The sequence below is a fragment of the Nocardia sp. MH4 genome (assembly GCF_019266065.1).
Lineage (GTDB): Bacteria > Actinomycetota > Actinomycetes > Mycobacteriales > Mycobacteriaceae > Nocardia > Nocardia canadensis.
Genome location: NZ_LPNR01000051.1, coordinates 1 through 26,802 on the forward strand (window position 1 = coordinate 1; position 26,802 = coordinate 26,802).

Sequence of the window (26,802 nt, forward strand, 5' to 3'; positions counted from 1 at the left end):
GCCGCGGGCGTGCCGCGCGGTCCGCGTCCGAGCGACGCCGGAGCCCCGCGGCCGGGCGCCCGGCCCAGCGGGAAGCGGCACAAGAGAAGGAACTGACGGCGACAGCAGGGGGTCTCATCATGCGACGCGGCACGATTCGACTGATCACCGTGCTGGCCACGGCGGCCGTGAGCACCGGCCTGGTGGCGGGGTGCTCGAGCAAGAACCAGGTGCCCTCCATCGGGTACGCCGTCGACGCGGCGGTCGCCAGCTACAACGGCGGCAGCACGCTCGGGGCGAGCAGCGGCGCGGCCGCGGTGTTCGGCCGGGTGCTGACCGGGTTCTTCTACACCGGACCGGACGGTCAGCAGGTCGCCGACACCGACGCGGGTACCGCGAAGGAAGTGCCGGGCGAGACGCAGACCGTGCAGTACCGGCTCAACCCGGACGGGGTGTACTCCGACGGGGTGAAGACCTCCTGTGACGATCTGGTGCTGGCCTGGTCGGCGCGCTCGGGCCGGTTCACCCGCCCGGGTGACCGCGGCCCGGTTCCGCTGTTCGACGCCGCGAGCACCGCGGGCTACGCCGACATCGAGCGGGTCGACTGCCAGCCGGGCTCCAAGGACGCCACCGTGGTGTTCCGACCCGGCAGGCACTACCTGCCGTGGCGGACCCTGTTCACCGCCGCCGAGCTGATGCCCGCGCACGTGGTGGCGCAGGCGGTCGGCGTGCCGAGCGTGGTGAGCGCCTTGCAGACCGGGGACGGGGCCGTGCTCGGCCGGATCGCCGACTTCTGGAACGCGGGCTGGACCATGAAGGCGGGCTCGCTCGACCTGACCAGGTTCCCGTCGTCGGGGCCGTACCGGATCGAATCCTTCACCGCGAAGGACGGTCTGGTCCTGGTCGCGAACGAGAAGTGGTGGGGCAGCCCGCCGGCGACCAGCCGGATCGTGGTGTGGCCCAAGGGCACCGACTACGCGGCCAAGGCGAAGGAGAACGCGTTCGGCGTGGTCGACCTGGGCGCCGGGTCGGTCGCCGACCTGGCGCTGGCCGGCTTCGACGAGCAGACGGTCGCCAGTCGCAGCGCCGAGCAGCTCGTGCTCGCCACCGGCGGGGTGTTCGGCCCCGTCGAGGTGCGCCGCGCATTCGCCCAGTGTGTGCCGCGCCAGGCGCTGTTCGACACGCTGGGCAAGGCGGGCGAGGTGCCGAAGAGCGGACTCGGCGCGGGTCCGCTGAACGCCCATGTCGTGCAGCAGGATTCGCTGTACTACCCGGCCGTGATCGGCGCGGCCGACCGCTACAAGGGTGCCGACATCCCCGCCGCGACGGCGACGTTGGCCTCGGCGCGCGCCGCGCAGCCGACTGTCCGGATCGGCTACCAGGCGCCGGACGCGCGCCGGGCGAAGACCGTGGCCATGATCGCCGAGTCGTGCCGCGGCGCGGGCATCACCGTGGTCGACGCGGGCGCACCGGATTTCACACCGGCCAGACTGGCCGAGGGTGCGGTCGACGCCGTGCTCGGCGGCACCGCTGCGGTCCCCGGTCCGGCAGGCTCGACCACCGGGGTGGCCGCGTTCGCGGCGTTGCGGGCCGGTAGCGGCCTCGATGTCGGTGGTTTCGCCAACGGTCGCTACGATGCGATCACCGATCAGCTTGCGGGCGAGACGAACTCGACCGTGACGCTGAATCTGCTGACCGAGGCCGAGAACCTGCTGTGGGCGCAGCTGCCGAGCATCCCGTTGTTCGCGACCCCGCGCCTGATCGCCTTCGGCACCGGCATGCAGAACGGGATCGCCGGGCCGACCCAGGCCGGAACCGGATGGAACATGGATCGCTGGGTGTTGCAGCGATGAGCAGTGGTGACAGTCACGCGGGGCGTGACCGTGAGGGAGAGGTGTCGATGAGCAAGCACGCGGTGGTCGAGTCCGACGACCAGGTCAGCGCGCGGACCAGCAAGGCCGCCGACGCGGTGTCGCGGCTGACCCGCTGGCACGACGACTTCCCCACGCCGGGTGTGCGTTTCGCCGATCTGACCCCGGTGTTCGCCGACGCCGAGGGCTTCCGCGCGGTCATCGACTGCTTCGCCGCCGTGGTCCCCGACGCCGACATCGTCGCCGGCGTGGACGCGCGTGGCTTCCTGCTCGGCGCAGGCGTCGCGGCCACCCTCGGCACCGGCGTGCTCGCCATCCGCAAGGGCGGCAAGCTGCCGCCGCCGGTCGTGTCGCGCGAGTACCAGCTCGAATACGGTTCCGCCGCACTGGAAATCCCGGCCGACGGGGTGGAGCTCGCGGGCAAGCGCATCCTGCTGCTCGACGATGTCCTCGCCACCGGCGGCACGCTCGCCGCCGCGGCCGCGCTGTTCCGGGAGGTCGGCGCCGAGGTGGTCGCCGCCGCCGTGGTCCTGGAACTCGAGTTCCTGCAGGGCCGCGAGCACCAGGGCGACTACCCGGTGACCTCGATCGTCAAGCTGTAGCCGCGCGCCACATCAGCCACAGCGGCGGGCCGCCGGGGATGCGGATCTCGTCGGTCACCGTGAAGCCGAAGCGTTCGTAGTACGGCACATTGTCGGGGTTGCTGGATTCGAGATAGGCGGCCGCGCCCTCGGCGTCGATCCGGTCCAGCCGCGAGCGCAGCAGCGTGTGGCCGTATCCGGCCCCACGATCCTCGGGGCGGGTGCCGATCATCGCCAGGTACCAGTGCGGAGTCGAGGGATGGTGCTGCTTGAGCAGGTCGCCGACCGTTTTGCCGGCGCCGACGCGGCGCCCGAACGCGTGGATCAGGCCGGGCACCACGCGCAGTTCGGCGCTTGCGGCGGGCTGGCGGTCCGGCGGCGTCCACAGCGCGGCGCCCGCGACGGAACCGTCCGGGCGCACCGCGAGGTCGGAGGCGTCGGCGGGGAAGAAGATGTGGCGGGCCATGGTGGCGAAGAACCGCGGCAGGCCGACGGCGCGCCGGTGCTCGTCGGGCAGGATCCAGCCCATGACCGGGTCGTGCTGGAACGCCGCGCCGAGCGCGTCGGCGGCGGCTCGCACGTCCGCCGGTGCGGCGGCGCGTACTCGTCTCGGCTCCGTCATCGGTCCTCCGGTCCCTGATCCAGCCTCCGGTGGCTGAGGATCGCCTGGCGTCCAGGCTAGCGTCCCGTGGGACCCGGTGATCGAGCTCACGGTGCCGGAAAAAGGGGTGGCGCGGGGGCGCGGCGGAGTGTTATCAATGAGTGGTCTTGTTCCCGGCGATCGGAGTCGTGCGTTGATTTCTTGAGGTAGCGCTCCCGGACGGTCCGCATTCTGCGCACCGTGTATCCGTCGCACCTCATAGGGGATCCGCATGACCTCTCTTTCTTTTTCCGATCTCTCCTTCCACTGGCCGGACGGCACCGTCGTGTTCGACGGGCTCGACGCCGTCGTCGGCCCCGGCCAGATCGGGCTGGTCGGCAGCAACGGCGCGGGCAAGTCCACCCTGATGCGGCTGATCACCGGCGCGTTGCGCCCGAATCGTGGCTCGATCACGGCGCCGGGGCGGATCGGCTACCTGCGCCAAGACCTCGGGATGCAGACCGGGCAGCGGGTGGAGACCGTGCTGGGCATCGCCGAGGTCCGGGCCGCATTGCACCGCATCGAACGCGGCGAGGGCGAACCCGAGGACTTCGACACCGTCGGGGTGCACTGGCAGATCGAGGACGAGGCGATCGCGCTGCTCGGCAAGCTGGGCCTGGACTACGTCGCCGGGTCGGTCGACGACCTGGACCGCACCCTCGACACGCTCTCCGGCGGTGAGACCGTGCTGCTCGGGCTGGTCGCCGAACTGCTGCGCGAGCCCGACGTGCTGCTGCTCGACGAGCCGACCAACAACCTCGACGCGGTCGCGCGCACCCGTCTCTACGAGGTGATCCGGCAGTTCCCCGGCACGGTTCTGGTGGTCAGCCACGACCGGGACCTGCTGGACCGGATGGACGGCATCGCCGAGCTGCGCGCAGGCGAGATCCGGTCCTTCGGCGGCAATTTCAGCGATTACGAACGCATCGTCGAGCAGGAACAGGAGGCGGCGCGCGCGGCGGTGCGCGACGCCCGCAGCGATGTCCGCAAGCAGGCCCGCGAACTGGTCGAGGCGCGGACCAAACTGGACCGCAGACAGCGGTTCGCGCAGAAGATGCAGGACAACAAGCGGGTGCCGAAGATCGTGGCGGGGCTGCGCAAGAACGCCGCCGAGGTGTCGGCGGGCAAGTTGCGTACCTCGCATCTGGAGAAGCTCGACTCCGCGCGCGAAACCCTCGATCAGGCCGAGGAATTGGTGCGGGCCGACCGGGAGATCCGGATCGACCTGCCCGGTACCCGGTTGTATCCGGGCCAGGATGTCGTCACCCTCGAGCAGGCGCGCCTGGCCAACGGCCCGGTGGTCGATCTGCGGGTGAGCGGGCCGGAGCGGATCGCGCTGACCGGGCGCAACGGGGCGGGCAAGTCCACCCTGCTGCGCCGGATCGTCGACGAGCGGCCCAAGGTGCCGTGGCGGCTGCTGCCCCAGCGGCTCGACGTGTTCGACGAGACCCGCAGCGTGTTCGACAACGTCGCCGACGCCGCGCCGCACGCGAGCGCCGAGCAGATCCGGGGACAGCTGGCGCGCTTCCTGTTCCGCGGGGCCGACGCCGATATCGCGGCCTCGGCGCTGTCGGGCGGCGAACGGCTGCGGGCCGCCCTGGCGACCCTGCTGCTCGCCGAACCGGCGCCGAAACTGCTGATGCTCGACGAGCCGACCAACAACCTCGATCTGCCCAGCCTGGGGCATCTGACCCAGGCACTGGCGAGTTTCGAGGGCGCGCTCATCGTGGTCAGCCACGACGCGCGGTTCCTCGACGACATCGGGGTGACCCGCACCCTCGAGCTCACGCCCGAGGGGCTGGTCGAGTAGCGCGGCTCCCGTGCGGCGGCCCGGCGGATGACCCCGGGATCGCCGCACATGGTGGTCCCAGCCGGAGCGCGACAGCGGGCCGAACCTGGCCTCGCCCAACGGGATCCGGGTGTTGTCCGAGCCGACGGTGTCGGTCCGGCGCAGGTCGCCGAGCACGCGATGGATCATCGTCGGCAGTGGGGATGCGCCCAGGTCTCTTGACGATCATCGTTTTGGTTGCATAGACTAAAACAACGATACCGAGAGGGAGTGGTTCTGATGGGGTATGGGCATTGGGATGACAGTGCGTACCGGGCGGGCAAGACGTTCCGGGCGCGCGCGGGGGAGGACGACTTCGGCTACACCGCGCAGATGCGGGAGCGGCCGTACGACACCTGGTGCGCGCATCCGCTGCTCGATCCGTTCGGCGTGGGTGTGCGGGAGTGCCGGGATTCGGCCGAGCACGGGAATTCGCTGCCGGTCGCGGTGCTGTTCGATGTCACCGGATCGATGGGTCGGGTGCCGCGGATCATGCAGGACAAGCTCGGGAAGCTGCACGGGCTGCTGAAGAGCAAGGGGTACGCGCAGGATCCGCAGATCCTGTTCGGGGCGATCGGGGACGCCGACACCGATCGGGTGCCGCTGCAGATCGGGCAGTTCGAATCCGACAACCGGATGGACGAGCAGTTGCGGGCCATCCTGCTCGAGGGCGGCGGTGGCGGGCAGAAGTCCGAAAGCTACGAGCTGGCAGCCTATTTCCTGGCCGAGCACGTCGCGACCGACGCCTGGGACAAGCGCGGGAAGCGGGGCTACCTGTTCATCATCGGCGACGAGCTGAACAAGCCGCGCCTGGCCGCCCGCCACATCAGGGCGGTCATCGGCGATCACGTGCGCCGCGACGTGTCGGTGGAGTCGATCTATCGCGAACTCGCCGAGCGCTGGCACATCTACTACATCCTGCCGAATCAGTCGTCCTACTACCGGGATCCGGAGATCGCCGACCACTGGCAGGGCCTGCTCGGCCAGAACTTCCTGAAGCTCGACGATCCCGGCGCGGTGTGCGAACTGATCGCGCTGACCATCGGGCTGGGCGAGGACCGGGTCGACGTCGACACCGGGCTGGCCGACCTGCGCGATGTCGGGTCGGTGGACGAGGCCGACGCGGTGGGCCGGGCCCTCGGGGCGAGACCGTCCAGGCGGATCCGCGCGCTGCCGCCCGGCAAGTGACACGCGAGAAGGGAAGGAGCGCGGCCATGGTCGGTACGGAACATCTCGTCGTCGTCGATCTGGGCTTCGGTGACGCGGGCAAGGGCGCGACGGTCGACTGGCTGTGCGCACCGGAGGCCGGCCTCGGGGTGGCGGCGGTCGTGCGATTCAACGGCGGTGCGCAGGCCGCGCACAATGTCGTCGCCGACGGCCGTCACCACACCTTCGCCCAGTTCGGTGCGGGAACCTTCCACGGGGTGCCGACCGTGCTCTCGCGGCACATGCTCGTGGAACCGATCGCGCTCGCCGCCGAATCCGAGCAGCTCGCGGCACTGGGGGTGCCCGATCCGCTGGGCCTGCTCGCCGTCGACGGCCGGGCCCTGCTCACCACGCCGATCCACATCGCGGCCAACCGTGCCCGCGAGGACGCGAGAGGTTCCTCGCGGCACGGTTCCTGCGGTCGTGGCATCGGTGAAACGGCGTGGTACGCACTGGAACACGAGGCTCCTACGGTCGCCGACTGCCGCACGCCTGCGATCCTGCGGGGCAAGCTGGACCGGCTGGCCGCGCACTACGACGCGTTGATCGGGCCCAGTGCGCACGGCTACGAATCGATCGACGCGCTGGTGGCGATGTACCGCGATTTCGCCGGGGCGGTGCGTCTCACCGGCGACGGCGAACTCGCGCGGGCGGCGGCGCGCGGCAGGCTCGTGTTCGAAGGCGCGCAGGGTGTGTTGCTCGACGAATGGCGCGGTCTGCACCCGCACACCACGTGGTCGACGGTGGAACCGCGCCACGCCCGCGCGATGATCGCCGGGATCGGCGGCACCGCCACCGTGCTGGGTGTCACCCGGACCTACATGACCAGGCACGGCGCGGGCCCGCTGCCGACCGAAGCGCCGCTGGGAAACCCGGAGCCGCACAACGGCACCGGCCCCTATCAGGGTGCGTTCCGGCAGGGGCACCTCGATCCGATCCTGTTGCGCTACGCCGTCGACATCTGTGGCGGGATCGACGGGCTGGTGGTCAATCATCTCGATGTCACCGGAACCGCCTGCGCCGCAGCGGCATACGAGACCGCGGCGGGCCCGGTCGCCGAGCTGGTGCCCGGCCGATGGCGTGATCTCGAGCACCAGCGACGGCTCACCGACCTGCTGTCGGCGGCGACACCGGTCCTCGAGCCTGTCGTCGGGGACCCGGCGGACTGGCTCGCCCACCGCCTCGGGGTGCCGGTGGTGTTGACCGGCCACGGACCGGATCGGCACGACCGCATCCTGCGTCGACCGGTGCTCGGCGCGGATTCGGCGGGCGTCGGGGTCCGTCTCGCCGCGACCGCGGCCCGGTCGGCGTGAACGAAGCCGGTCGGCGGGGCCGTGCCCGCGGCGGGCTCGGCGGCGGCGCGCGCAGCGAGAACGCGAGGGCGGCGCGGGTTCCCATTCGGCGCGCGCTTGCGGCAGGATGGGACGACGTGGAGCAATCCGTCGTATCGATCGATGTCGTCACGTTGCGGTGCTGGGAGGCCGACAGCGCGGTGCGCATCGGGATCGCCGCTCGCGAGTTCGAGCCGTTCACCGGCGAACTCGCGCTGCCCGGTGTGCTGCTGGGCCGGGGCGAGCGGCTGGCCGAGGCCGCCCGGCGGGCGGTGCACACCAAGCTGGGTGTCCCGGTCGAGGCGATCGGCGCGGTCGGTCAGCTGGTCACTTTCGACGAACCGCACCGCGATCCGCGCGGGCCCACCCTGTCGATCGCCATGTGGGCCGTCGTCGCCGAGCACGAGGGACCGGCCGAGTGGGTCGAGTTCGACGCCGTGCCGCCGCTGGCCTTCGACCACAATCGGATCGTCGAGACCAGCCGGACTCTGCTGGCCGGCCTGCTGTGGAAGGACCCGACCCTGACCAGGGCGCTGGCGGGCGAGGAGTTCCCCGCCACCCGCGCGGTCGACCTCAGCACCTCGCTGCACGGCACGCGTCCCGACCCGGCCAATCTCAATCGCACGCTGGCCGCGATCCCGGGGCTGGACCGCACCGGCGAACGGCGGCGGGTGAAGGCCACCGGTCGGCCCGCGGTCGTGTGGGCCTTCGGCGAGACGGCGTAGCAGGTCGCCGAGGCGCACCGGCGTGCTGAGGGTGGTGACGCCGCGTGGCTATGCGGCGGCGGCGACCGGTAGGTCGTAGACCGCATACGTCCGGCGCAGCACCGGGTAGGACACATTGCGCACGGGAACGCCTCCCGTGGTCGTCCCGTATTCGGTGCCGGCGTGCGCATGGCCGTGGAGAGCGAGGGTGGCGCGGCCCGCATCGATCGCCTCGCCCAAGGCGTGGCACCCCAGTCCGGGATAGATGGGCGTGGGTTCGCCGACGAGCGTGTCGACGACGGGGGCGAAGTGGGTGAGGGCGATCCGGAGGGCACAGTCGAGGCCGTCGAGCGCCTCGCGCAGGCGCTGGGCGTCGACGGGTCCGCGGCGCATCCTGGCCCGATGCTCGGCCGAACCGGAGCCGGGATCACCAGGGTGGCCGGGGAAGCCGCCGGAGCCGCCCATCACCCCGGCGATCCCGACCCGCTGCCCGCGGATCGTCAGCGTGGTCGAATCACCGTCCAGGACAACCACACCGGTCTCGGTGAGCCGCCGCGCGATGAACTCGCCACGGTTCTCGTCGTGGTCGTGATTGCCCAGGACGGCGACCACCGGGACCGGGAGACCGGCCAGTTCCGCGCACAGAAGCGCGGTATTCGCCCGGGTGCCGCCCTCGGTGAGATCACCACCCAGGACCAACAGGTCGGCATGGCGGTCGAGGCCGAGGAAGCCGGGCCGGAACTTGCCGGCGACGGCGGGTCTCAGGTGCAGGTCGGCGGTGGCGGCGAGACGGATCGGCGCGATGTTCCCCACCCGCCAAGGAGGCCACAGCGAGAGACGGCTGTCAACGCGATTCCCGGTCCACCAAGGGGGCGAGCATGCCCACCCTGAGGGTTCGGCGGGTGGCCCCTGAGGTCTCTTCCGGTGCGCGGTGCAGGAGCGCAGAGTAGTAACTACGCCCCCGACCCTCCCGAAGGAACCACGACATGCAGTCGAGCTACGTGCACCACGTCAGGCAGCAGTTCTCCCGGTACGCGGACACCCGTTCCTACATCTACCTGCGGGAATCCGGTCGGGACCTGGTCGAGGAGGTCGTGACCTTCGGCGAGCTCGACCGCGATGCCCGCGCGTTTGCCCAGTGGTTGTCCGAGCAGCCGGAGTCGGCGCGGCCGGTGGTGTTGCTCTACCTCGACGGGATGGCGTTCCTGCGCGCGTTCCTCGGCTGCCTGTACGCCGGTGTCGTCGCCGTCCCGGCACCGCTGCCGCACGAGGACCGGGCCGCGCAGCGGGTGCGCGGCGTCGTCGCCGACTCCGGCGCCCAGCTCGTGCTCACCACCGCCGACTTCGCCGCGCTCGTCGCGTCCACCACCACCGCGACCGTCGTCGCGACCGACCAGCCGCTCGGCGACGCCGACGCCTGGCAGCTGCCCGACATCGACCTGGGCACGATCGCCTTCCTGCAGTACACCTCGGGCTCGACGGGCACGCCCAAGGGCGTCGTCGTCACCCACCGCAATCTGCTGCACAACGAGGCCGCGATCGTCGCGGGCGGGATGACCGAGGGGTCGACCGGGGTGAGCTGGATCCCGCAGTTCCACGACATGGGTCTGATCGGCATGTTGCTCGGCGCCGCCTACGTGGGCTCGAACCTGGTGTTCATGGCGCCGACGACGTTCATCAAGCGTCCGGTTCGCTGGCTGCAGGCCATCGACCGGTACCGGGCGAGCTACACCGCCGCCCCCAACTTCGCCTACGACCTGATCCTGCGCCGGGTCACCGACGAGCAGCTCGCCGAGCTCGACCTGAGCAGCCTCCGTGCCGCCCTCAGCGGCGCCGAGCCGGTGCGGGCCCGCACCATCGAGGCGGTGCTGGAACGGTTCGCGCCCGCCGGACTGCGCCCCACCGCGTTCCTGCCCGCCTACGGGCTGGCCGAGGTGACCCTGCTGGCCAGCGCCGCGGCGATGGACGCGGCACCGGTGTACTACGACCGGCCGGGCGATGCCCCGCTGGTCGGCTGCGGTCGCGCGGCCGACGGCCTCGAGATCCGCATCGTCGACCCCGCGACCCGCACGGAGCTGCCCGACGGGGCCACCGGGGAGATCTGGGTGCGCGGCGACAGCGTCGCGGCCGGGTACTGGAACCGGCCCGCCGAGACCCGCGAGGTCTTCGACGCCCATCTCGGCACCGAGGGACCGTTCCTGCGGACCGGCGATCTGGGCTTGCTCCACGACGGTGACCTGTTCGTCGCGGGCCGGCTCAAGGACCTGCTGATCGTCAACGGCCGCAACGTCCACCCGGCCGACGTCGAGGAGCTCGTGCAGCAGCTGCACCCCGCGCTCGCGGGCAACGCGGGGGCGGTCGTCTCGGTCGATGTCCTCGGCCGGGAACGACTGGTGGTGATCCAGGGTGTGCGGCCGGAACTGCTCGGTGACGACACCCTGGCCGGGCTGACCTCCGCGATGAAGATCGCGGTGGCGCGCGGATTCGAGGTGCCCGCGCCGAATGTGGTGCTCGTCGCGGCCCGCTCCGCGCGGTCGGTGCATCGCACCACCAGCGGCAAGATCCAGCGCGGCTCGATGCGCGAGGCGTTTCTCGCCGATCGCCTCGAACGGGTACTGCACGAGGACCTCGAACCGGCGCTCGACCGCGCGCTGACCGTCTGATCGACCCGACCACAGCCAGGAGCCGACCATGTTCACCACCACCGCCCACCCGTCGACCGGTATCCAGGACTGGCTCGTCGAGCGCGTCGCCGACTACACCGATCGAGCCACGCACCAGGTGGATCCGTCGATCCCGCTGGCCGAACTCGGCATGGACTCCGTCTCCGCCGTCTCGCTGTGCGGGGAGATCGAGGACCGCTGGAACCTCGAGATCGATCCGACGCTGGTCTTCGACTACCCGACCATCGCCGCGATCGCGGGCTACCTCGCCGACGAGTTCGCTGACGCGGCATGAGCGACATCGCGATCGTCGGGCTGGATTGCCGCTTTCCGCAGGCGGCTGATCCGGCGGCACTGTGGCAGCTGCTGCTCGACGGTCGCGACGCCATCTCGGCGGTCCCGGCGAATCGCTGGCACGCCGAGGACTTCCACGACCCGGCGGGCGGACCCGGCACCATCAACACCCACAGCGGCGGATTCATCGACGACGCCGACGCCTTCGACCACGAGTTCTTCGGGATCACCCCGCACGAGGCGGAGACGATGGACCCGCAGCAGCGGCTGCTGTTGCAGGCCACCTGGCGCGCCTTCGAGGACGCGACCGTCGATCCCCGGGAACAGGCCGGGTCGCGCACGGGCGTGTACATCGGGGTGATGGCCAACGAATGGGCCAATCTGCAGATGTCGGACTACGCCGCGATCACTCCGCAGCACGGCTCGGGCAACGGCTACTTCATGACCGCCAACCGGCTGTCCTACCAGCTCGACCTGCGCGGCCCGAGCCTGGCGGTCGACACCGCGTGCTCGTCCTCACTGGTCGCGGTTCATCTCGCCTGTGCCGCACTGACTTCCGGTGACTGCGAGCAGGCCGTCGCCGGTGGTGTGAACCTGGTCCTCACGCCGGCGGTCGGGGTGTTCTACACCCAGGCGGGGCTCTCGGCACCCGACGCGCGCTGTAAACCGTTCAGCGGCAACGCCGACGGGATCGTCCGCGGCGAGGGCGTCGCGGTGCTCGTGCTGCGCCGCCTCGCCGACGCGCAGGCCGCGGGACTGCCGATCTACGCGGTGATCAAGGGCAGCGCGGTGAACTCCGACGGGCGCAGCAACGGCATCAGCGCGCCGAACCGGTGGGCCCAGCAGCACGTGATCGCCGAGGCCTGCCGCCGGGCCGGGATCGAGGCCGGGGCGGTCGACTTCATCGAGGCGCACGGCACCGGGACGGTGCTCGGCGACATGATCGAGGTCAAGGCGCTGGGCGGGCTGCACGGGCGCGACCGCGCGCGGCCCTGCGGAATCGGGTCCATCAAAGGCAATCTCGGCCATACCGAGGGCGCGGCCGGAGTCGCCGGGCTCATCAAGGTCGCGCTGAGCCTGCACCACGGTGTCGTCGCGCCGACCCGGTTCGCCGAGCAGGAGAATCCGCGACTGCAGCTGGAACGGCACGGGTTGCGCCTGCTCGCCGAACCGATGCCGCTGACCGGACCGGCGCTGGCCGGGGTCAGCGGCTTCGGCATCGGTGGCACCAACGCCCACCTCGTGCTGGCCGGTGCGCCGGTCGAGGAGTCCGTGCCCGCGAGCGGCGGCGGTGTGCTCACGGTGTCGGCGGACAACGCGACAGGGCTGGAACGCAACGCGTCTCGGCTGGCGGATGCGCTGGCGGCGGTGCCCGCGGACCGGTTCGCGCAGGTGTGCTGGACGAGTAATCGCGTGAAATCGTCGGGGCGGCACCGGCTCGCGATCGTGGCGGACGATCCGGCCGAAGCGATCGCCCGCCTGCGAGCCGGAGCGGAATCCGGGGTCGCGGGTCCGGTGCGGGTCGGCTGGCTGTTCACCGGGCAGGGGTCGCAATTCGCCGGAATGGCCAGGGCCGCCGCGGCGGCGAGCCCGTCGCTGCGGCGGGCACTGGGGACCGTCGACGCCGCGATGGCTGCGCACCTGGGCGTCTCGGTCCGGGAACTGCTGCTCGACGACACCGTCGACATCGATCGCACCGAGCTCGCGCAACCGGCGATCTTCGCCATGGAATACGCACTGGCGCAAGCGCTCGCCGACGCCGGCGTCCGCCCGGCCTGGGTGCTCGGACACAGCATCGGGGAGTTCACGGCCGCCGCGGTAGCGGGGGTGATGAACCTCGAGGACGCCTGTCGGCTCGTCGTCGCGCGCGGCAGGCTGATGCAGCGACTGCCCGAGGGCGGTGCGATGCTCGCGGTCCGGGCCACACGCGGCCAGGTCGCCGAGCTGCTCGCGGCCGAACCCGCGATCGCCGTTGGCGCGGTCAACGGGCCCAGCGATCTGGTGCTCTCCGGCGACGCCACCGCGCTGGGCCGGATCCGGGCCGTCCTCGCCGAGCGGGGGATCGTCGCCAAGCCGCTGACCGTGTCGCACGCCTTCCACAGTCCGCTCATGGCACCGATGTGCGCGGAGTTCGCGGCCGTCGCCCGCGACTGCGCCTATCGGGTGCCGACCCTGCCGATCTATTCGACCGTGCGCGGCAGGCTGCTCGCGCCGACCGAGACGATGGATGCCGACTACTGGACCGAACACATCGGCGCCACCGTCCTTTTCGGCGACGCGCTGACGGCGGCGCTCGACACCGATCCCACCCACGTCGTGGAGATCGGCCCGCGCCGCATGCTGAGTCCACTGGTCGGCCGGGCGCGGCCCGACCTGCTGCCGCGGTGCCTGGCGCCGAGTCCCGGCCCCGGCGCGACCGGGCGCGAACTCGCCGAGACCGTCGCCGCGCTGTATCGCGACGGCCTCGAACCCGACTGGGACCACCTCTACGAGCCCGCGCAGCGCGTCCGTCGTCGGCTGCCGGTCTACGACTTCTCCACCGAGCACCGCTTCTGGATCGAACCGACCACCCTCACCCCACCTGCCCCGTCGGCGGAGGACACCACCATGGACCAGATGATCGCGCTCTTCCGCGAACAGAACGCGCTGCTCGCGCGGATGGCGCCGGGCGCCACGGCGACCGTCGCGCCGCCGTCGGCGGGGCCCGGCGCGGCCGCGGTCGATCCGAACGCGGTCGCCGACGTCGTGCGGGCCGAGTGCGGGCGAGTCAGCGGATTCGCGGTCGACCGGCTGCGCGACAGCGAAACCCTCACCGGCGAACTCGGATTCGACTCGATGATGCTGTCGGACCTGTTCGGTGGATTGATGCGCAAGCTGCCGGGGCTGCAGGTGGACCCGTCGTGGCCGAGCGCCGCCACCACCGTCGGTGATGTGGTCGGGTACGTCACCGGTCAGGTGGCCGGTGGGCCCGGGCTCACCCCGGTGGTGCCCGAACCGGCGCCGGTGACGGTCGACGCGGAGTACCGGATCGCGGACTTCCCGGAGGTGCGGGCGATCGAGGACCGGATGACCGGGGCGGCGGCGCTGGGCCTGGACAATCCGTATTTCCTGGTCAACGACGGCGTCACCCGCGACACCTCGGTGATCGACGGTGTCCCGGTGCTCAACTTCTCCAGCTACAACTACCTCGGGCTCTCCGGTCATCCGGCGGTGGTCGCGGCCGTCCAGGACGCCGTCGCCCGGTACGGCAGCTCTTGCTCGGCCAGCCGGGTGCTCTCCGGCGAGAAGCCGGTGCACCGGGAACTGGAGGCCGAACTCGCGGGGCTGCTCGGCACCGAGGACGCGATCGCGCTGGTCGGCGGCCACTCCACCAATGTCACCATCATCGGGCACCTGATCGGGCCCGAGGACCTGGTGATCCACGACAGCCTCGCCCACGACAGCATCCTGCAGGGGTGCGTGCTGTCGGGCGCGACGCGACGGCCGTTCCCGCACAACGACCACGCGGCCCTGGACCGGCTGCTCGGCGAACTGCGGCTCCGCTACCGCCGGGTGCTGATCCTGATCGAGGGCGTCTACAGCCAGGACGGCGACATCCCCGACCTGCCCGCGATCATCGAGATCAAGAAGCGGCACCGGGCGCTGCTGATGATCGACGAGGCGCACAGCATCGGTGTGCTCGGCGCGCACGGCGGCGGCATCGGCGAACACTTCGGCGTCGATCGGAGCGATGTCGAACTGTGGTCCGGGACCATGTCCAAGGCGCTCGCCGGATGCGGGGGATATGTGGCGGGCAGCGCCGAGCTGATCCGCTTCCTCAAGTACACGACACCCGGGTTCGTCTACAGCGTCGGCATGACGCCGATGAACGCCGCCGCCTCGGCCGAGGCGATCCGGCAACTGCGCGCCGACCCCGCCCCGCTGGCGCGGTTGCGGCACAACGCGCGGCTGTTCCTGGAGCTGGCCCGCGCGGCCGGGATCGACACCGGTGACAGCGCCGACACCCCTATCATCCCGTGCATCGTGGGCGATTCCCTCCGGACGCTGCGGCTGTCGAACACGCTGCTGCGCCGGGGGATCAACGTCAATCCGATCATCTACCCGGCGGTCCCCGAGGACCTCGCGCGGCTGCGGTTCTTCGTCACCGCCTGTCATACCGAGGACCAGATCCGCGAGACCGTCGCCGTGCTCACCGAGGAGCTCGCCGCGTCGGCCTAGGTGAAGCGGCAAGGCACTGTTGGCCTCTCGTTCAGCGGGGCGACCGGGACGCGCGGCGGCGGTGAAACGTCGATGAACACCGCCGTGCCGCCCTCGCCGGGCCGTCCGCGCTGCCGCATCGTGAGGACATGCGCGAGATGTCGGCTCCGGCGCGGGTGTTCGTCGCGCTGGCCACCGCCCTGCTGACCCTTCCGGTGCTGTGCTCGGCCGCGGGCTCCGACACCGACTTCGACAGGCCCGTCCCCGCCGTCGACGCGACGGCCGCGTTCGGTGTTCCGCGCCCCGGCGGACCGGTCGCGAAGGTCGTGGTGATCGGGATCGACGGGCTGCTGTTCGACAAGGCCGACGACGTGCAGGCGCCACGCCTGCGCCACCTCGCCGCCCAGGGACTGCTCTCGCGCGGCAGCATCGCCGGGCACATCACCGTCTCCGGGCCGTCGTGGGCGAGCGCGCTGACCGGCGTGTGGGACACCGAGCACGGCATCACCGACAACGGCTTCGACACGCGCCCGTTCCTGGCCCATCCCAGCGTGTTCACCCGGATCGAACGGGCCGACCCCGCCCGGCACACCGTCTCGATCGGCACCTGGGACCAGATCGCCACCATCGCGCGCAGCGGCGACCGGCGCGCCGACCTCGCGCTGACCACCGCCCCCGATCCGCGCGACGTCGACGAGTCGGCCACCGACGCGGGCACCGCCACCGAGGCGGCGCACACGATCGAGCGCACCGGGCCCGATCTGGTCGTCACCCATCTCGACCAGATCGACCTGGCAGGCCATCGGCACGGCGGCGCCTCCCGCGCCTATCTGGCGGCGATCCGGCGGGTCGACGCCCTGATCGGGCAGATCGTCGCCGCCGTCGACCGCCGCGCCGCCGGCCACCCGCGCGAGCGGTGGACCGTCCTGGTGACGACCGATCACGGGCATCGCCCGGCCGGTGGACACGGCGGCCAGACCCCGGACGAGACCGCCAACTTCGTCATCGCGCGCGGCCCCGACTTCGCCGCGGGCACCGCGACCAGCGCGTACACCCTGGTCGACGTCACCCCGACCGTGCTCGACCTGCTCGGCGCCCCGCCGGGCAGGCTCGACGGCCGCAGTGTGCGGACCCCGCGGCCCCCGGTCGACGAACGCTGAACGATCCGCAGGTCGAGGCCGGTTTTCGGGCCGAGTCGCGACCGTCGCACGCCTGTGACCGCAGGGAATCGAACACCAGGTCGGTGTGGGGACTAAAGTTGGTGGTCCGGGCGGTTGCAGCACTCGGCCGACAGGTCCGAATGCAGCGTGAGAGGCGGTGGCATGACTCGACAACTCGGCGAGGCGAAGGTTGGGCAGGAGTCCACCGGCGCCCCGCGGAACGACGGTGCCCCGGCGACCCCCGAACCGGCCAAACAGTCACCGACCGCCTCCGTGCCCAGCTCGGCCTCACGGCGGGTGCGGGCCAGGCTCGCGCGCCGGATGACCGGCCAGCGCGGCATCGCGGCGGTCAAGCCGGTGCTGGAACCGCTGGCCACCGTCCACCGGGAGCTGTACCCGAAGGCCAACCTCGCGCTGCTGCAGCGCGCCTTCGACGTCGCCGACGAGCGGCATGCCAAGCAGTTCCGCAAGTCCGGTGATCCCTACATCACCCACCCGCTGGCGGTCGCCAACATCCTCGCCGAACTCGGCATGGACACCACGACGCTGGTCGCGGCGCTGCTGCACGACACCGTCGAGGACACCGGCTACTCGCTCGAGCAGCTCAAGGAGGAGTTCGGGCAGGAGGTCGCCCACCTCGTCGACGGCGTCACCAAGCTCGACAAGGTCAACCTCGGCGCGGCCGCCGAGGCCGAGACCATCCGCAAGATGATCATCGCCATGGCCCGCGACCCTCGCGTGCTGGTGATCAAGGTCGCCGACCGGCTGCACAACATGCGCACCATGCGCTTCCTGCCGCCGGAGAAGCAGGCCAAGAAGGCCAAGGAGACCCTCGAGGTGATCGCGCCGCTGGCACACCGCCTCGGCATGGCCACCGTCAAATGGGAGCTCGAGGACCTCGCCTTCGCGATCCTGCACCCCAAGAAGTACGACGAGATCGTGCGCCTGGTCGCCGACCGCGCGCCCTCGCGCGACACCTACCTGCAGAAGGTGCGCGCCGAGATCATCAACACCCTGGCCGCGTCGCGGATCAACGCCGTCGTGGAAGGCCGCCCCAAGCACTACTGGTCGATCTATCAGAAGATGATCGTCAAGGGGAAGGACTTCGACGACATCCACGACCTGGTCGGCATGCGCATCCTGTGCGACGAGGTCCGTGACTGCTACGCCGCGGTCGGCGTGGTGCACTCGCTGTGGCAGCCCATGGCGGGCCGGTTCAAGGACTACATCGCCCAGCCGCGCTACGGCGTCTACCAGTCGCTGCACACCACCGTCGTCGGCCCCGACGGCAAGCCGCTGGAAGTGCAGATCCGCACCCACGACATGCACCGCACGGCCGAGTTCGGCATCGCCGCGCACTGGCGCTACAAGGAGACCAAGGGCAAGCACTCCGGTGACGCCGCCGAGGTCGACGACATGGCGTGGATGCGCCAGCTGCTGGACTGGCAGCGAGAGGCCGCCGACCCCGCCGAGTTCCTCGAATCCCTGCGCTTCGACCTGAAGTCGCCGGAGATCTTCGTGTTCACCCCCAAGGGCGATGTGATCACGCTGCCGCAGAAGTCGACCCCGGTCGACTTCGCCTACGCCGTGCACACCGAGGTCGGGCACAAGTGCATCGGCGCCAGGGTCAACGGGCGCCTCGTCGCGCTGGAACGCCAGCTCGAGAACGGTGAGGTCGTGGAGGTGTTCACCTCCAAGGCGCAGAACGCGGGCCCGAGCCGGGACTGGCAGAACTTCGTCGTCTCGCCACGCGCGAAGGCCAAGATTCGCCAATGGTTTGCCAAGGAACGTCGCGAGGAAGCCCTCGACAGCGGCAAGGAACAGATCTCCAAGGAGGTCCGCCGGGTCGGGCTGCCGCTGCAGCGGCTGATGAGCGTGGACGCGATGACCGCGGTCGCCCACGAACTGCACTACTCCGACATCTCCGCGCTCTACACCGCCGTCGGCGAGCACCAGGTCTCGGCGCACCACGTCGTGCAGCGGCTGATGGCCCAGCTCGGCGGCATCGGTGACGTCGAGAACGAGCTGGCCGAACGGTCGACGCCGTCGACGACGCCCAGCCGTCAGCGGGTCACCGGAGACGCCGGCGTGCTCATCCCCGGCGCGCCGGGCACGGTGGCCAAGCTGGCCAAGTGCTGCACGCCGGTGCCGGGCGACGAGATCATGGGCTTCGTGACCCGAGGTGGCGCGGTGAGCGTGCACCGGACCGACTGCACCAATGCCGGATCGTTGCAGGAACAGTCGGAGCGCATCATCGAGGTCGAGTGGGCGCCGTCGCCGTCGTCGGTGTTCCTCGTCGCCATCCAGATCGAGGCGCTCGATCGCACCCGGCTGCTCTCCGACGTCACCAAGGTGCTGGCCGACGAGAAGGTCAACATCCTGTCCGCCTCGGTGGCCACGCACGGCGACCGCGTCGCGATCAGCAAGTTCACCTTCGAGATGGGCGACCCGAAGCACCTGGGTCATCTGCTCAATGTCGTGCGCAATGTCGAAGGCGTCTACGACGTCTACCGGGTGACCTCCGCGGCCTGACCCGAACCCCGGCCCGGGCACTCTCGTTCGCGAGGGTGCCCGGGCCGCTGTCTGCGGGAACACAGCTGGTAGATCGCCAGAAGATTGCTGGGACAACGGGGTTTGCCGGGGGCAGTGAAAGGGCCATTTTGGGCAGGGGTTCGGGGTCCCGGAATCTGTTACGGTTTACTGCGTTTCAACGCTCCACTGGTCAGCCGAAACGGACTGTGATGCGGATCGATATGGCTCGGTGCACGACACGACTCACGGGGACGATCATCGCGTTCACCGTCGCTTCGGTGACGGTATCGGCAGGCGCGGCCACCGCGGACGAGGCCGCGCCCGGTGCTCCGTCCACCCAGGTGTCGATCTCGGCGTGTCCGGCACTGTACGCCTTGGGGATTCAGGGCACAGGAGAATCGTCACCGGACGCCGCCCCGAGTACCGACACCGGCATGCTGTCGACGGTCTTCCGGCCGATGTTCGCCAAGGCTGCTGAGCCGGGGCTGGTCGATCGCGCGTACGTCCCGTACGAGGCCGGATTCGGCGGCGCGGTACCGGGTGGGGCGGTGCCCTACACGCAATCGGTCGACGGTGGACTCGAGCGGCTGCGATCGATGGCCGCCCAGGTCGTGCAGCGCTGCCCGGACTCGCGCATCGCGGTGGTCGGGTATTCGCAAGGCGCCCACGTGGCCTCGTTGTTCGCCCAGGAAGTGGGCGCGGGCACCGGGAAGATACCCGCCGACAAGGTCGCCGCGGTCGCGTTGTTCGCCGACCCGACCCGCGGCGCGAACGCTCCGGTGTTTCCCGGCGCGCCCGACCGCACGACACCGATCGCGGCACCCGGTACCTCCGGGGAATCCCTCGACGCCGTGGCCGCCGTACGCCAGGCCCCCGCGCCCGGCGGTGGGCTCGGCGCGAGCGACACCCAGCCCGCCGATTTCGGTAAGCTCACCGGGCGCGTCGCGAGCTTCTGCGCGACAGGTGATCTCGCCTGCGACGCGCCGCAGGGCGCCCCGCTGCTGCGGGCGGTGGCCAATCTGGTCAGCCAGGTGAAACTGTCCGGTGGCGACCCGATCGGCTCGCTGGTCTCGATCGCGCAGGCGCTGGCCTTCACCTCCATCAAGACGGCCTCGACGGTGGTCGACGAGGATATTTCCGGCAGCACGCTCGCGGATGTCTCGCTCTCGCCGAAGAAGACGATCTCCCAGCGCATCGCCGACGCCTCCGACCCGCGCGGTCAGCTCGACGTGAACGCCGCCTACCAGGCGCTGCTGAAGGTCGGGATGATCGGGCTCAACGCCGTCGTCACCGTGGTGAAGACCGTGCTCAATCCGGCGAGCATCGCCGAATTGGCCACCGCGACACTGTCCAATCCGCTGGCCGGGCTCACCCTGCTCGGCACCAAGCTCGTCGGCGCGGTGCCCCAGCTCGTGCCCCCGACCACCGGGATCCGGCTGGTCAACGAGGCTTATACGGCCGTCCAGCAGAACATCACCGACAACGCCGAGCTGCTCGACGTGACCACCTGGGTGCGCTACTGGGACACCACCCAGCGCCACGACGCGTACTCGCGCATGGGCGTCGGCGCGCAGGGCGCGACCCCGACCCAGTACGTCGCGGACTGGTTCGCCGCCGTCGCGCGGGACGCGGCGAGCGCCTCGGGACAGGGTGCGGTCCCGGTCGGCGGATCGGACAAACGCAGTGCCGGAATCTTCACCAGCCCGACCGGCGCGTCTACGACACCCACACCTTCCGGTGGGGGACAATTTCCGTTCGGGACAGGAGCCGATGGCGCCTCATCCGGCGGCGCGACGACTCCGCCTGCCGCGTTACCCGGAACCACCGCTCCCACCACCCGTCCGTTCTCTGTGAACTGATCACCGAGAGGTCTGCAATGCGAATCCTTGTGCCCGGCGCCGCGGAAAGGGGGGAATGTTGAAGTCGTACAACGAACTGTCGCGCTGGTACTCGGCGCTCGAACCGGAGACCGAGGCAGCCGACCCTGCGCGCCAGGACACCGCCGACCCGGCGGCGGGCGAGGACGACGGTCCCGCCCGATATTCGCAGCGCCCCGAGCGCGCCCCGTCCGCCGCACCGGCAGCCGAGCCCACCGGGCCCGTGCCGGCCACCACGGCGGCGGACGCGCCGAACCGGACGCCCGGGGACGAACACCGCGACGCCTACTACGGTGTCGCCGGAGACTACGACCGCCCGGTCCATCCGGCGCCGCCGTACCCGGTCGACGTCGCACCGGAGCCCGCGCCCGCACCGCCCGCCGAACTGGCCGCGCGGCGGAGCGAATTCACCGGCGGCTGGTCGGACTGGGTCGCCGAACCCGCACCGGGCCCCGACGACGAGTACGACGCGGAACTGGTCCAGTTCCCCTGGACCGACGCCGCCGACGACGAGTACGACGAGGCGCGCGTACTCGAGCCCTCCGGCGCGCTGCGCGCCCGCAACCGCAATCGCACCTGGATCGTGCTCGCCGTCTCGGTGCTGGTGCTCGTCCTCGCCGCCACCGGTGTGTTCTTCCTGCTGTTCGGCCGCGGGGGCGACACCGCCAAGCACGCCGCGCCGCCGCTGCACTTCACGGCGGGCAACCTGACCGCCGAGGCGCCGGGTCCGTGCCCGACCGAACGCACCGGCGCCGTGGTGCGCAGTGCCGAGGCCGGGGGCACCGACTCCGGCCCCGACGCCGTGCTGGCCTTCCAATACGCCTACTACGTCAACCGATCGGGGGAGCAGGCCCGCGCGGTCGTGACCCCGGACGCCGATGTCTCGCCGGCCGCCGTGATCCAGCGCGGCATCGACTCCATCCCGGTGGGGACCACCCACTGTGTGCGGATCACCACCGTCGCCGCCGACCGGTACACGGTGGAGGTCACCGAGTTCCGGCCCGCGGGCGCACCGGCCACCTACACCAAGCAGTCGGTGCGCACAGCGCTGGTCGGCGATCGCACGCTCATCACGGGCATCGCGGCAGGGTAAGGAGCAGAGGCGATGACAGACGACTGGAGCCGATGGCTCGACGACGCCCCCGAGGGGGAGCCGTCGGGTGACGCGGCGCGTGACCCGGCTCCGGTGGTGCGGTTGCGGCGCAAGACCGGCGAACGTTCCGAGGGCGCTCGCAGACCGATCCTCGTCGTGGGCGGCTGCGGCGGCGCGGGCACCACCACGACCACGCTCGGCCTGGCCGCCGAACTGGTCACCGAGGGCGCGGCCACGGTGGCGGTCGACGCGACCGCCGCGGGCAGCGATCTCGCCTTGCGCGGCGCCGACAAGCACCTGCACCCGGTGAATCTGCAGTCGTGGGTGTACGGCCGCGGCGACGACGAACCCGCCCCGATCGAGGACTGCCTGTCCCGCTCCACCTCCGGCTTCGGGCTGCTCTGGCGCGACGCGACGCCGCTGCGCCGGCGCGCGACATATCTCACTGTCGCCAGGGCTTTGACCACCGGCGGGTACACCGCGGTCTACGACGGCGGCAGCCCGATTGCCGGTCGGCAACTGCGCCCGCTGCTCGACGACGCCGATATCGCACTGGTCCTGACCATTCCGGCCCGCGTCGACGCGGCCAACCGCCTGCGGGTGACGCTGGAATGGCTCGACGACCACTACGGCGACGACGGCGCCGGAGTCGTGGCGGACACGACCATCGTTGTCTCCCACCAGTATTCGCACGACGACTCGCGCGTAGCCGAGCATTTGCGCGAGCATCTGTCCGGCTGGGTGCGCGAGGTCGTCGAGATTCCGTACGACCCGCATCTGGCCCGCGGTGAGCTGGTTCGGCACAGCGAGCTGGCCGAGCCGACGCGTGCGGCATATGGGCGGTTGCTCGCCGGGGTGGCATCATGACGGCCGCTATGAATCTTCGTCGTCGTCGTGAACCGACGCCCGCCGGCGTCGGCGTCGTCGCACCGCCCGAATCGCTGCGCGCGCCGATCTGGGAGCGTCCTGTACCCGGGGTCGGCCGCGCGCCACTGGTGTGGCTGCTCGGCGTCCACGGTGGCTCCGGTGCCACCACGCTCGCGCATGTGCTCGCGCCCGCCGCCGATGCCCGGGGCAAGTGGCCCGGTGTGTTCGAGCGTGAATCCCCCTACGTCGTCCTCGTCGCGCGTGAGACCATCTCCGGCCTCACCCGCGCGCACGACCTGCTGCGCCAGCACCACGCGTTGCTGGCCGGTCCGGCGCTGGTGCTCGGCCTGATCACGGTCGCGGCCCGCCCCGGCCGGGTGCCGCCGGAGATCCGGCGCTACCGCGACGTGGTCGGCTCGCTGGCCGGGCACGTCTGGCAGGTGCCGTGGATCGAGGAATGGACGCTCGTCGAGTCCGAGGCGCTGCCGGTGTGGTCGCCCGGGGACGAGATCGCGCCCAGGAAACGCCGGGCCGATCCGCTCGACGAGGTACCGGCCGAGATCGGTGAGCTCGGGACCGATCTGATCGCCGCGATCCGGGCGAGCATCGACGATCCCACACCGGGGGAGCGTCGATCATGATCGCCGGGCAAGCCGGCCGCCGGTGGTGTACAAACGTGTGTCGGCGTCGAAGTGTTTGTGGCACAACACCTTTACAGTGGGAGAAAGGCACCCGATGAGCATGATCCTCCTCGCCGTGCAGGACACGTACGGCACCGTCCTGGCCCAGGTGGGTAATCCGACACCGGAAGCTCCTCCCGGCTCGGAGAAGATCCTGCAGCTGGTGCGGTATCTCACCTGGTTCGTGCTGCTGTCGGGCATCTGCGGTATCACCTACGCCGGCGGCAAGTTCGCCTGGGAGCGCTGGACCGGCGGCGGCCTCGAGTCGCCGAAGATGGTGGCGGGCGCCATGATCGGCGGTGTCGTCGCGACCAGCGCGGGCACCATCATGAACGCGGTCATCGGTACGTGATCACCGTGTTCGCCTACAAGCAGATCCCGGCCGACGTGCTGGCGCCGATGATGCAGCTGCTCAACTGGCTGCTCTGGTTCGTCCTGCTCTCGTGCCTGGCCTGGATGATCCTGTCGGCAGGTCGGCTGTGGATCGCGTTCCGCTCCGACCTGGCCGTCAACGACGCCTCGCACGGTGTCCTGATGAGCCTGCTCGGTGCCGCGGTCGCCAGTACCGCCTCCGCGATCGCGCTGGCGTTCCTGCCGGCGTGAGGGGGAGCACCATGACACGGCCGGTCGCGGTCGGTATCGCGCTGCTGACCGCGGCGGTGGGCTGCGGCCGCGGCGGTGATACCGGCCCCGATCTGTCCGCCGCCCCGACCGGGGTGCGCTGGCAGGACTACCAGGGCATCGCCCTGCCCTTGTCCGATCAGGGGCCGAGCTCGGTGACCCAGGGCGCCGCCACGGGTTTCGAGCATTCCCCGCGCGGCGCCGGACTGGCGGCGCTGACGCACACCATCCGGTTGTCGGTGGCGCCCGACAACCAGTGGGCCACCGTGGTGAATCAGGAACTGGTGCCGGGTCCGGCCCGCGACGAGTGGGCGATCAACCGGGTGCAGTTGTCGATCACCGGACCCGCCGCGCCGGAGTACGCGCCGAGATTGTTGGGCTACAAAATTACCGAATACCGTGACGAACAGTCCCGAGTCGATGTCTACACCGAATATTCGGACAGCTCACGTGCCGTGAACCACACCACGGTCGGCTGGTACGGCGGAGACTGGCGGCTGCAATTGCCCGACCCGCAGTCCACCGACCGACCCGTCGACGCGATCGACGAACTACCCACCGACATCGTGACATTGGAGGCACCGAAGTGAGCGTGAAGGAGCCGGGCGCGCGCGACCGCGCTTCTTTCGGCATGATCGCCTCGGGTGCGCTGCTCGCCCTGATCCTGGTCGTCGGCGCGGTCGTGTACTTCACCAGCAGTGGCGGGACCGAGGAGGACGTCGCACCGCCGCCTGCGCAGGCCGCGGGCGGAACGGGTTTCGCCGATCCCGAGGTCGATCTGTTCGGCAGGCGGGTCGACGTTCCGAACAATCCGGCAGGCCAGCCGCTCGCGCAGGACCCCTCGACGCAACGCTCGCCGGTGGATTCGGACTGGCTGACCGCCGCGCCCGAGGGCACGACGAAACCGCACGGCTGGCAACGGGTCTACGGCGCGTCGGTGCCGTTCTCCACCTCCGACGGTCCGGCCCGGATCGAGGACGGTCTGGCCGTCGGCTACGCGCGCACCCCGCAGGGCGCCGCGCTGGCCGCCGCGCAGATCACCTACCGGCTCAACGCCAGGCCGGCCGACCGTTCGCTGTACGTGACACAGGTGCGGGTCAGCACCGCGCAGCTGGCCGCCTACGACTCGGCGCTGTCGAGCGACCGGCTGCCGAAACAGCAGCCGGAGAAGGTGACCCGCTATTTCGTGGCGTCGGACGCGTTCAAGATCGACGACTACGCCGACGACATGGCGATCGTTCGGCTCGCCTCGCGCGGGCCGGTGATCGACGGGAAACAGTTGTATGCCGCCATGCGGATGATCGTGGTGTGGGACGCGGGCGACTGGCGGCTCAAGCCGTCGTCGACGACCAACACCCAGACGGAATACGTGGAATCGCTGGCGGGGTGGACGAAATGGTGAGCATCGGTGTACAGCACAGCCCGGATCGATTCCCTGCGGACCATCGAGGGGTGCCAACAATGCTGAGGCGAATACTCACAATCTTCGCGGTGATCTTCACCGTGATGATCGCGACGCCGACCGTGGCCTACGGCCAGACCTACGGCTTCGACCAGGCCTGTAACGAACTGCACGACACGCTCGACGGTGTCGCCATCCCCGGGATCTCCCTGGGTGACGCGGCCTCGGCGGTGTGCAAGGCGGGCAACGCCGCCTCGCATCCGGGCGACGCGGCGACCGCGGTCAAGGACAAGGCCTGGGACTCCACCTTCGGCAAGGTGGTCGACTCGCTGATGAAGGGTCTCGGTGAGGCGCTGATCCTGGCGCTGACCTTCTGGATGAAGGTGCCCAACGAGGCGGTGAGCGACTCCGGCGCGCTGTTCACCAAGATCAACGACTACACCTATCAGATACAGATGCTCTTGCTGATCGCGTCGGTAATCATCACCGGCGGCCGATTGGCCGAGGCCAGACGCGGGGCGGCCGTGAGCGAGGCCGCCGAGTCGTTCCGGTTGTTCGCCCGGGTCGTGTTCAGCTCGTGGATGCTCGGCGCGGTGATCGTCGCGGGCACCCGGGCCTCGGACAAGTTCTCGGAGTGGATCATTCAGGACGCCACCGGCGGCAATGCCAAGAACATGGCCGAGCTGATGGTGAAGACGTCGAAGTTGCAGGCGTTCTCGCCCGGTCTGGTGCTGATCATCGCGATCGTCGGCCTGCTCGGCGCGCTCGCCCAGATCGTGCTGGCCATCGTGCGGCAGGGTCTGCTGGTGGTCGCCGCCGGCGTGCTGCCGCTGGCCGCGGCGGCGTCGGCGACCGGGACCGGCAAGCAGTCGTATCAGAAGCTGGTCGGCTGGATCATCGCGTTCATGCTGTTCAAGCCGGTGGCGGCGATCGTGTACATGATCGCGTTCACCACCGCGGGACATGTCGACGAGACCACGACCTCGGGCGGTTTGCCGGAAGGTGAACAGGCCCAGCGGATGCTGGTCGCGCTGGTGCTGCTGTGCAGCGTCGCGTTCGTGCTGCCCGCGCTGATGCGCCTGGTGGCGCCCGCCGTCGCCACGGTCGGCACCGGTGGTTCCGGTCTGATGGTGGCCGGTGGTACCGCGGTGGGCGCGATGGCGCTCGGCGCGATCGGCACCAAGGCGGTCGCCACCCGGCCCGCCGCCGCCCCCGGCTCGGCGGGCTACTTCGGCAGCGCGGGCTCGGGTCCGCGGCCCGGCGGGGCGGGCCCCGG

At 70.7% G+C, this 26,802-nt stretch carries 22 protein-coding genes; 20 read left to right on the top strand and 2 right to left on the bottom strand.

Annotated elements, in window-relative coordinates:
• Window positions 1–119 precede the first annotated feature (119 nt).
• Both ATM97_RS03145 and ATM97_RS03150 read left to right on the top strand, forming a co-directional pair.
• Window positions 120–1,832, top strand: coding sequence for an ABC transporter substrate-binding protein (locus ATM97_RS03145; RefSeq protein ID WP_218716427.1), 1,713 nt, complete (start codon window positions 120–122; stop codon window positions 1,830–1,832).
• 47 nt (window positions 1,833–1,879) lie between these two features.
• Complete coding sequence (locus tag ATM97_RS03150; protein ID WP_218716410.1) at window positions 1,880–2,452, top strand: adenine phosphoribosyltransferase; 573 nt, start codon at window positions 1,880–1,882, stop codon at window positions 2,450–2,452.
• Here ATM97_RS03150 and ATM97_RS03155 read toward each other — a convergent pair.
• Complete coding sequence (locus ATM97_RS03155; protein ID WP_218716411.1) at window positions 2,442–3,053, bottom strand: GNAT family N-acetyltransferase; 612 nt, start codon at window positions 3,051–3,053, stop codon at window positions 2,442–2,444. The genes ATM97_RS03150 and ATM97_RS03155 overlap by 11 nt on opposite strands.
• A gap of 250 nt (window positions 3,054–3,303) precedes the next feature.
• Between ATM97_RS03155 and ATM97_RS03160 the strand changes: the two genes are divergently transcribed.
• The 4 genes from ATM97_RS03160 to ATM97_RS03175 all read left to right on the top strand — a co-directional run bounded on the left by ATM97_RS03160 (window position 3,304) and on the right by ATM97_RS03175 (window position 8,161).
• A complete protein-coding gene (locus tag ATM97_RS03160; protein WP_255586848.1) occupies window positions 3,304–4,881 on the top strand; it encodes an ABC-F family ATP-binding cassette domain-containing protein in 1,578 nt (525 codons plus the stop codon).
• A 258-nt stretch (window positions 4,882–5,139) separates the two neighbouring features.
• A complete protein-coding gene (locus tag ATM97_RS03165) occupies window positions 5,140–6,087 on the top strand; it encodes a hypothetical protein (protein WP_218716412.1) in 948 nt (315 codons plus the stop codon).
• A 26-nt stretch (window positions 6,088–6,113) separates the two neighbouring features.
• Window positions 6,114–7,418 (top strand): adenylosuccinate synthetase, encoded by a 1,305-nt coding sequence (locus ATM97_RS03170; protein ID WP_218716413.1) that lies wholly within the window; start codon window positions 6,114–6,116, stop codon window positions 7,416–7,418.
• Between the two features lie 116 nt (window positions 7,419–7,534).
• On the top strand, window positions 7,535–8,161 hold the full coding sequence (locus ATM97_RS03175) for an NUDIX domain-containing protein (protein ID WP_218716414.1): 627 nt from the start codon (window positions 7,535–7,537) through the stop codon (window positions 8,159–8,161).
• A gap of 48 nt (window positions 8,162–8,209) precedes the next feature.
• Here the strand turns inward: ATM97_RS03175 and ATM97_RS03180 are convergent, their stop codons facing one another.
• A complete protein-coding gene (locus ATM97_RS03180; RefSeq protein ID WP_218716415.1) occupies window positions 8,210–8,953 on the bottom strand; it encodes a metallophosphoesterase in 744 nt (247 codons plus the stop codon).
• A 173-nt stretch (window positions 8,954–9,126) separates the two neighbouring features.
• Here ATM97_RS03180 and ATM97_RS03185 point away from each other — a divergent pair, with 173 nt between their 5' ends.
• The 14 genes from ATM97_RS03185 to ATM97_RS03250 all read left to right on the top strand — a co-directional run.
• Entirely contained in the window at window positions 9,127–10,803 is a 1,677-nt protein-coding gene (locus ATM97_RS03185; protein WP_218716416.1) for a fatty acyl-AMP ligase, read from the top strand.
• 28 nt (window positions 10,804–10,831) lie between these two features.
• Window positions 10,832–11,098 carry an acyl carrier protein gene (locus tag ATM97_RS03190; RefSeq protein WP_218716417.1) on the top strand — a complete coding sequence of 89 codons (267 nt, stop codon included), beginning with the start codon at window positions 10,832–10,834 and terminating at the stop codon, window positions 11,096–11,098.
• Window positions 11,095–15,315 (top strand): type I polyketide synthase, encoded by a 4,221-nt coding sequence (locus ATM97_RS03195; RefSeq protein WP_218716418.1) that lies wholly within the window; start codon window positions 11,095–11,097, stop codon window positions 15,313–15,315. The genes ATM97_RS03190 and ATM97_RS03195 overlap by 4 nt, the downstream gene beginning before the upstream one ends.
• 128 nt (window positions 15,316–15,443) lie before the next feature.
• Entirely contained in the window at window positions 15,444–16,454 is a 1,011-nt protein-coding gene (locus ATM97_RS03200) for an alkaline phosphatase family protein (protein WP_218716419.1), read from the top strand.
• Window positions 16,455–16,616: 162 nt separating this feature from the next.
• Window positions 16,617–18,986: a bifunctional (p)ppGpp synthetase/guanosine-3',5'-bis(diphosphate) 3'-pyrophosphohydrolase gene (locus ATM97_RS03205; protein WP_218716420.1), complete on the top strand. Its 2,370-nt coding sequence runs from the start codon at window positions 16,617–16,619 to the stop codon at window positions 18,984–18,986.
• A gap of 278 nt (window positions 18,987–19,264) precedes the next feature.
• The gene (locus ATM97_RS03210) at window positions 19,265–20,845 is read left to right on the top strand and encodes a cutinase family protein (protein WP_308248358.1); all 1,581 of its coding nucleotides are present in this window, start codon (window positions 19,265–19,267) and stop codon (window positions 20,843–20,845) included.
• 55 nt (window positions 20,846–20,900) lie between these two features.
• On the top strand, window positions 20,901–21,956 hold the full coding sequence (locus ATM97_RS03215) for a hypothetical protein (protein WP_255586869.1): 1,056 nt from the start codon (window positions 20,901–20,903) through the stop codon (window positions 21,954–21,956).
• 12 nt (window positions 21,957–21,968) lie between these two features.
• Entirely contained in the window at window positions 21,969–22,823 is an 855-nt protein-coding gene (locus ATM97_RS03220) for a hypothetical protein (protein WP_218716421.1), read from the top strand.
• Complete coding sequence (locus ATM97_RS03225) at window positions 22,820–23,464, top strand: hypothetical protein (protein ID WP_218716422.1); 645 nt, start codon at window positions 22,820–22,822, stop codon at window positions 23,462–23,464. The genes ATM97_RS03220 and ATM97_RS03225 overlap by 4 nt, the downstream gene beginning before the upstream one ends.
• A 94-nt stretch (window positions 23,465–23,558) precedes the next feature.
• Window positions 23,559–23,855, top strand: coding sequence for a hypothetical protein (locus tag ATM97_RS03230; RefSeq protein WP_022566424.1), 297 nt, complete (start codon window positions 23,559–23,561; stop codon window positions 23,853–23,855).
• Complete coding sequence (locus ATM97_RS03235; protein ID WP_218716423.1) at window positions 23,852–24,106, top strand: hypothetical protein; 255 nt, start codon at window positions 23,852–23,854, stop codon at window positions 24,104–24,106. The genes ATM97_RS03230 and ATM97_RS03235 overlap by 4 nt, the downstream gene beginning before the upstream one ends.
• A gap of 11 nt (window positions 24,107–24,117) precedes the next feature.
• A complete protein-coding gene (locus tag ATM97_RS03240; protein WP_218716424.1) occupies window positions 24,118–24,714 on the top strand; it encodes a hypothetical protein in 597 nt (198 codons plus the stop codon).
• Complete coding sequence (locus ATM97_RS03245) at window positions 24,711–25,526, top strand: hypothetical protein (RefSeq protein ID WP_218716425.1); 816 nt, start codon at window positions 24,711–24,713, stop codon at window positions 25,524–25,526. Before ATM97_RS03240 ends, ATM97_RS03245 begins: the two co-directional genes overlap by 4 nt.
• Window positions 25,527–25,615: 89 nt before the next feature.
• A partial coding sequence (locus tag ATM97_RS03250; RefSeq protein ID WP_308248359.1) for a hypothetical protein occupies window positions 25,616–26,802 on the top strand: 1,187 nt, incomplete at its 3' end.

Bases quoted from the DNA above. Each gene is read 5' to 3' on its own strand.
- ATM97_RS03155 (WP_218716411.1), bottom strand. From the start codon at position 3,053: ATGACGGAGCCGAGACGAGTACGCGCCGCCGCACCGGCGGACGTGCGA.
- ATM97_RS03185 (WP_218716416.1), top strand. From the start codon at position 9,127: ATGCAGTCGAGCTACGTGCACCACGTCAGGCAGCAGTTCTCCCGGTAC.
- ATM97_RS03200 (WP_218716419.1), top strand. From the start codon at position 15,444: ATGCGCGAGATGTCGGCTCCGGCGCGGGTGTTCGTCGCGCTGGCCACC.
- ATM97_RS03145 (WP_218716427.1), top strand. From the start codon at position 120: ATGCGACGCGGCACGATTCGACTGATCACCGTGCTGGCCACGGCGGCC.
- ATM97_RS03190 (WP_218716417.1), top strand. From the start codon at position 10,832: ATGTTCACCACCACCGCCCACCCGTCGACCGGTATCCAGGACTGGCTC.
- ATM97_RS03150 (WP_218716410.1), top strand. From the start codon at position 1,880: ATGAGCAAGCACGCGGTGGTCGAGTCCGACGACCAGGTCAGCGCGCGG.
- ATM97_RS03205 (WP_218716420.1), top strand. From the start codon at position 16,617: ATGACTCGACAACTCGGCGAGGCGAAGGTTGGGCAGGAGTCCACCGGC.
- ATM97_RS03170 (WP_218716413.1), top strand. From the start codon at position 6,114: ATGGTCGGTACGGAACATCTCGTCGTCGTCGATCTGGGCTTCGGTGAC.
- ATM97_RS03240 (WP_218716424.1), top strand. From the start codon at position 24,118: ATGACACGGCCGGTCGCGGTCGGTATCGCGCTGCTGACCGCGGCGGTG.
- ATM97_RS03230 (WP_022566424.1), top strand. From the start codon at position 23,559: ATGAGCATGATCCTCCTCGCCGTGCAGGACACGTACGGCACCGTCCTG.
- ATM97_RS03215 (WP_255586869.1), top strand. From the start codon at position 20,901: ATGTTGAAGTCGTACAACGAACTGTCGCGCTGGTACTCGGCGCTCGAA.
- ATM97_RS03160 (WP_255586848.1), top strand. From the start codon at position 3,304: ATGACCTCTCTTTCTTTTTCCGATCTCTCCTTCCACTGGCCGGACGGC.
- ATM97_RS03165 (WP_218716412.1), top strand. From the start codon at position 5,140: ATGGGGTATGGGCATTGGGATGACAGTGCGTACCGGGCGGGCAAGACG.
- ATM97_RS03195 (WP_218716418.1), top strand. From the start codon at position 11,095: ATGAGCGACATCGCGATCGTCGGGCTGGATTGCCGCTTTCCGCAGGCG.
- ATM97_RS03220 (WP_218716421.1), top strand. From the start codon at position 21,969: ATGACAGACGACTGGAGCCGATGGCTCGACGACGCCCCCGAGGGGGAG.
- ATM97_RS03225 (WP_218716422.1), top strand. From the start codon at position 22,820: ATGACGGCCGCTATGAATCTTCGTCGTCGTCGTGAACCGACGCCCGCC.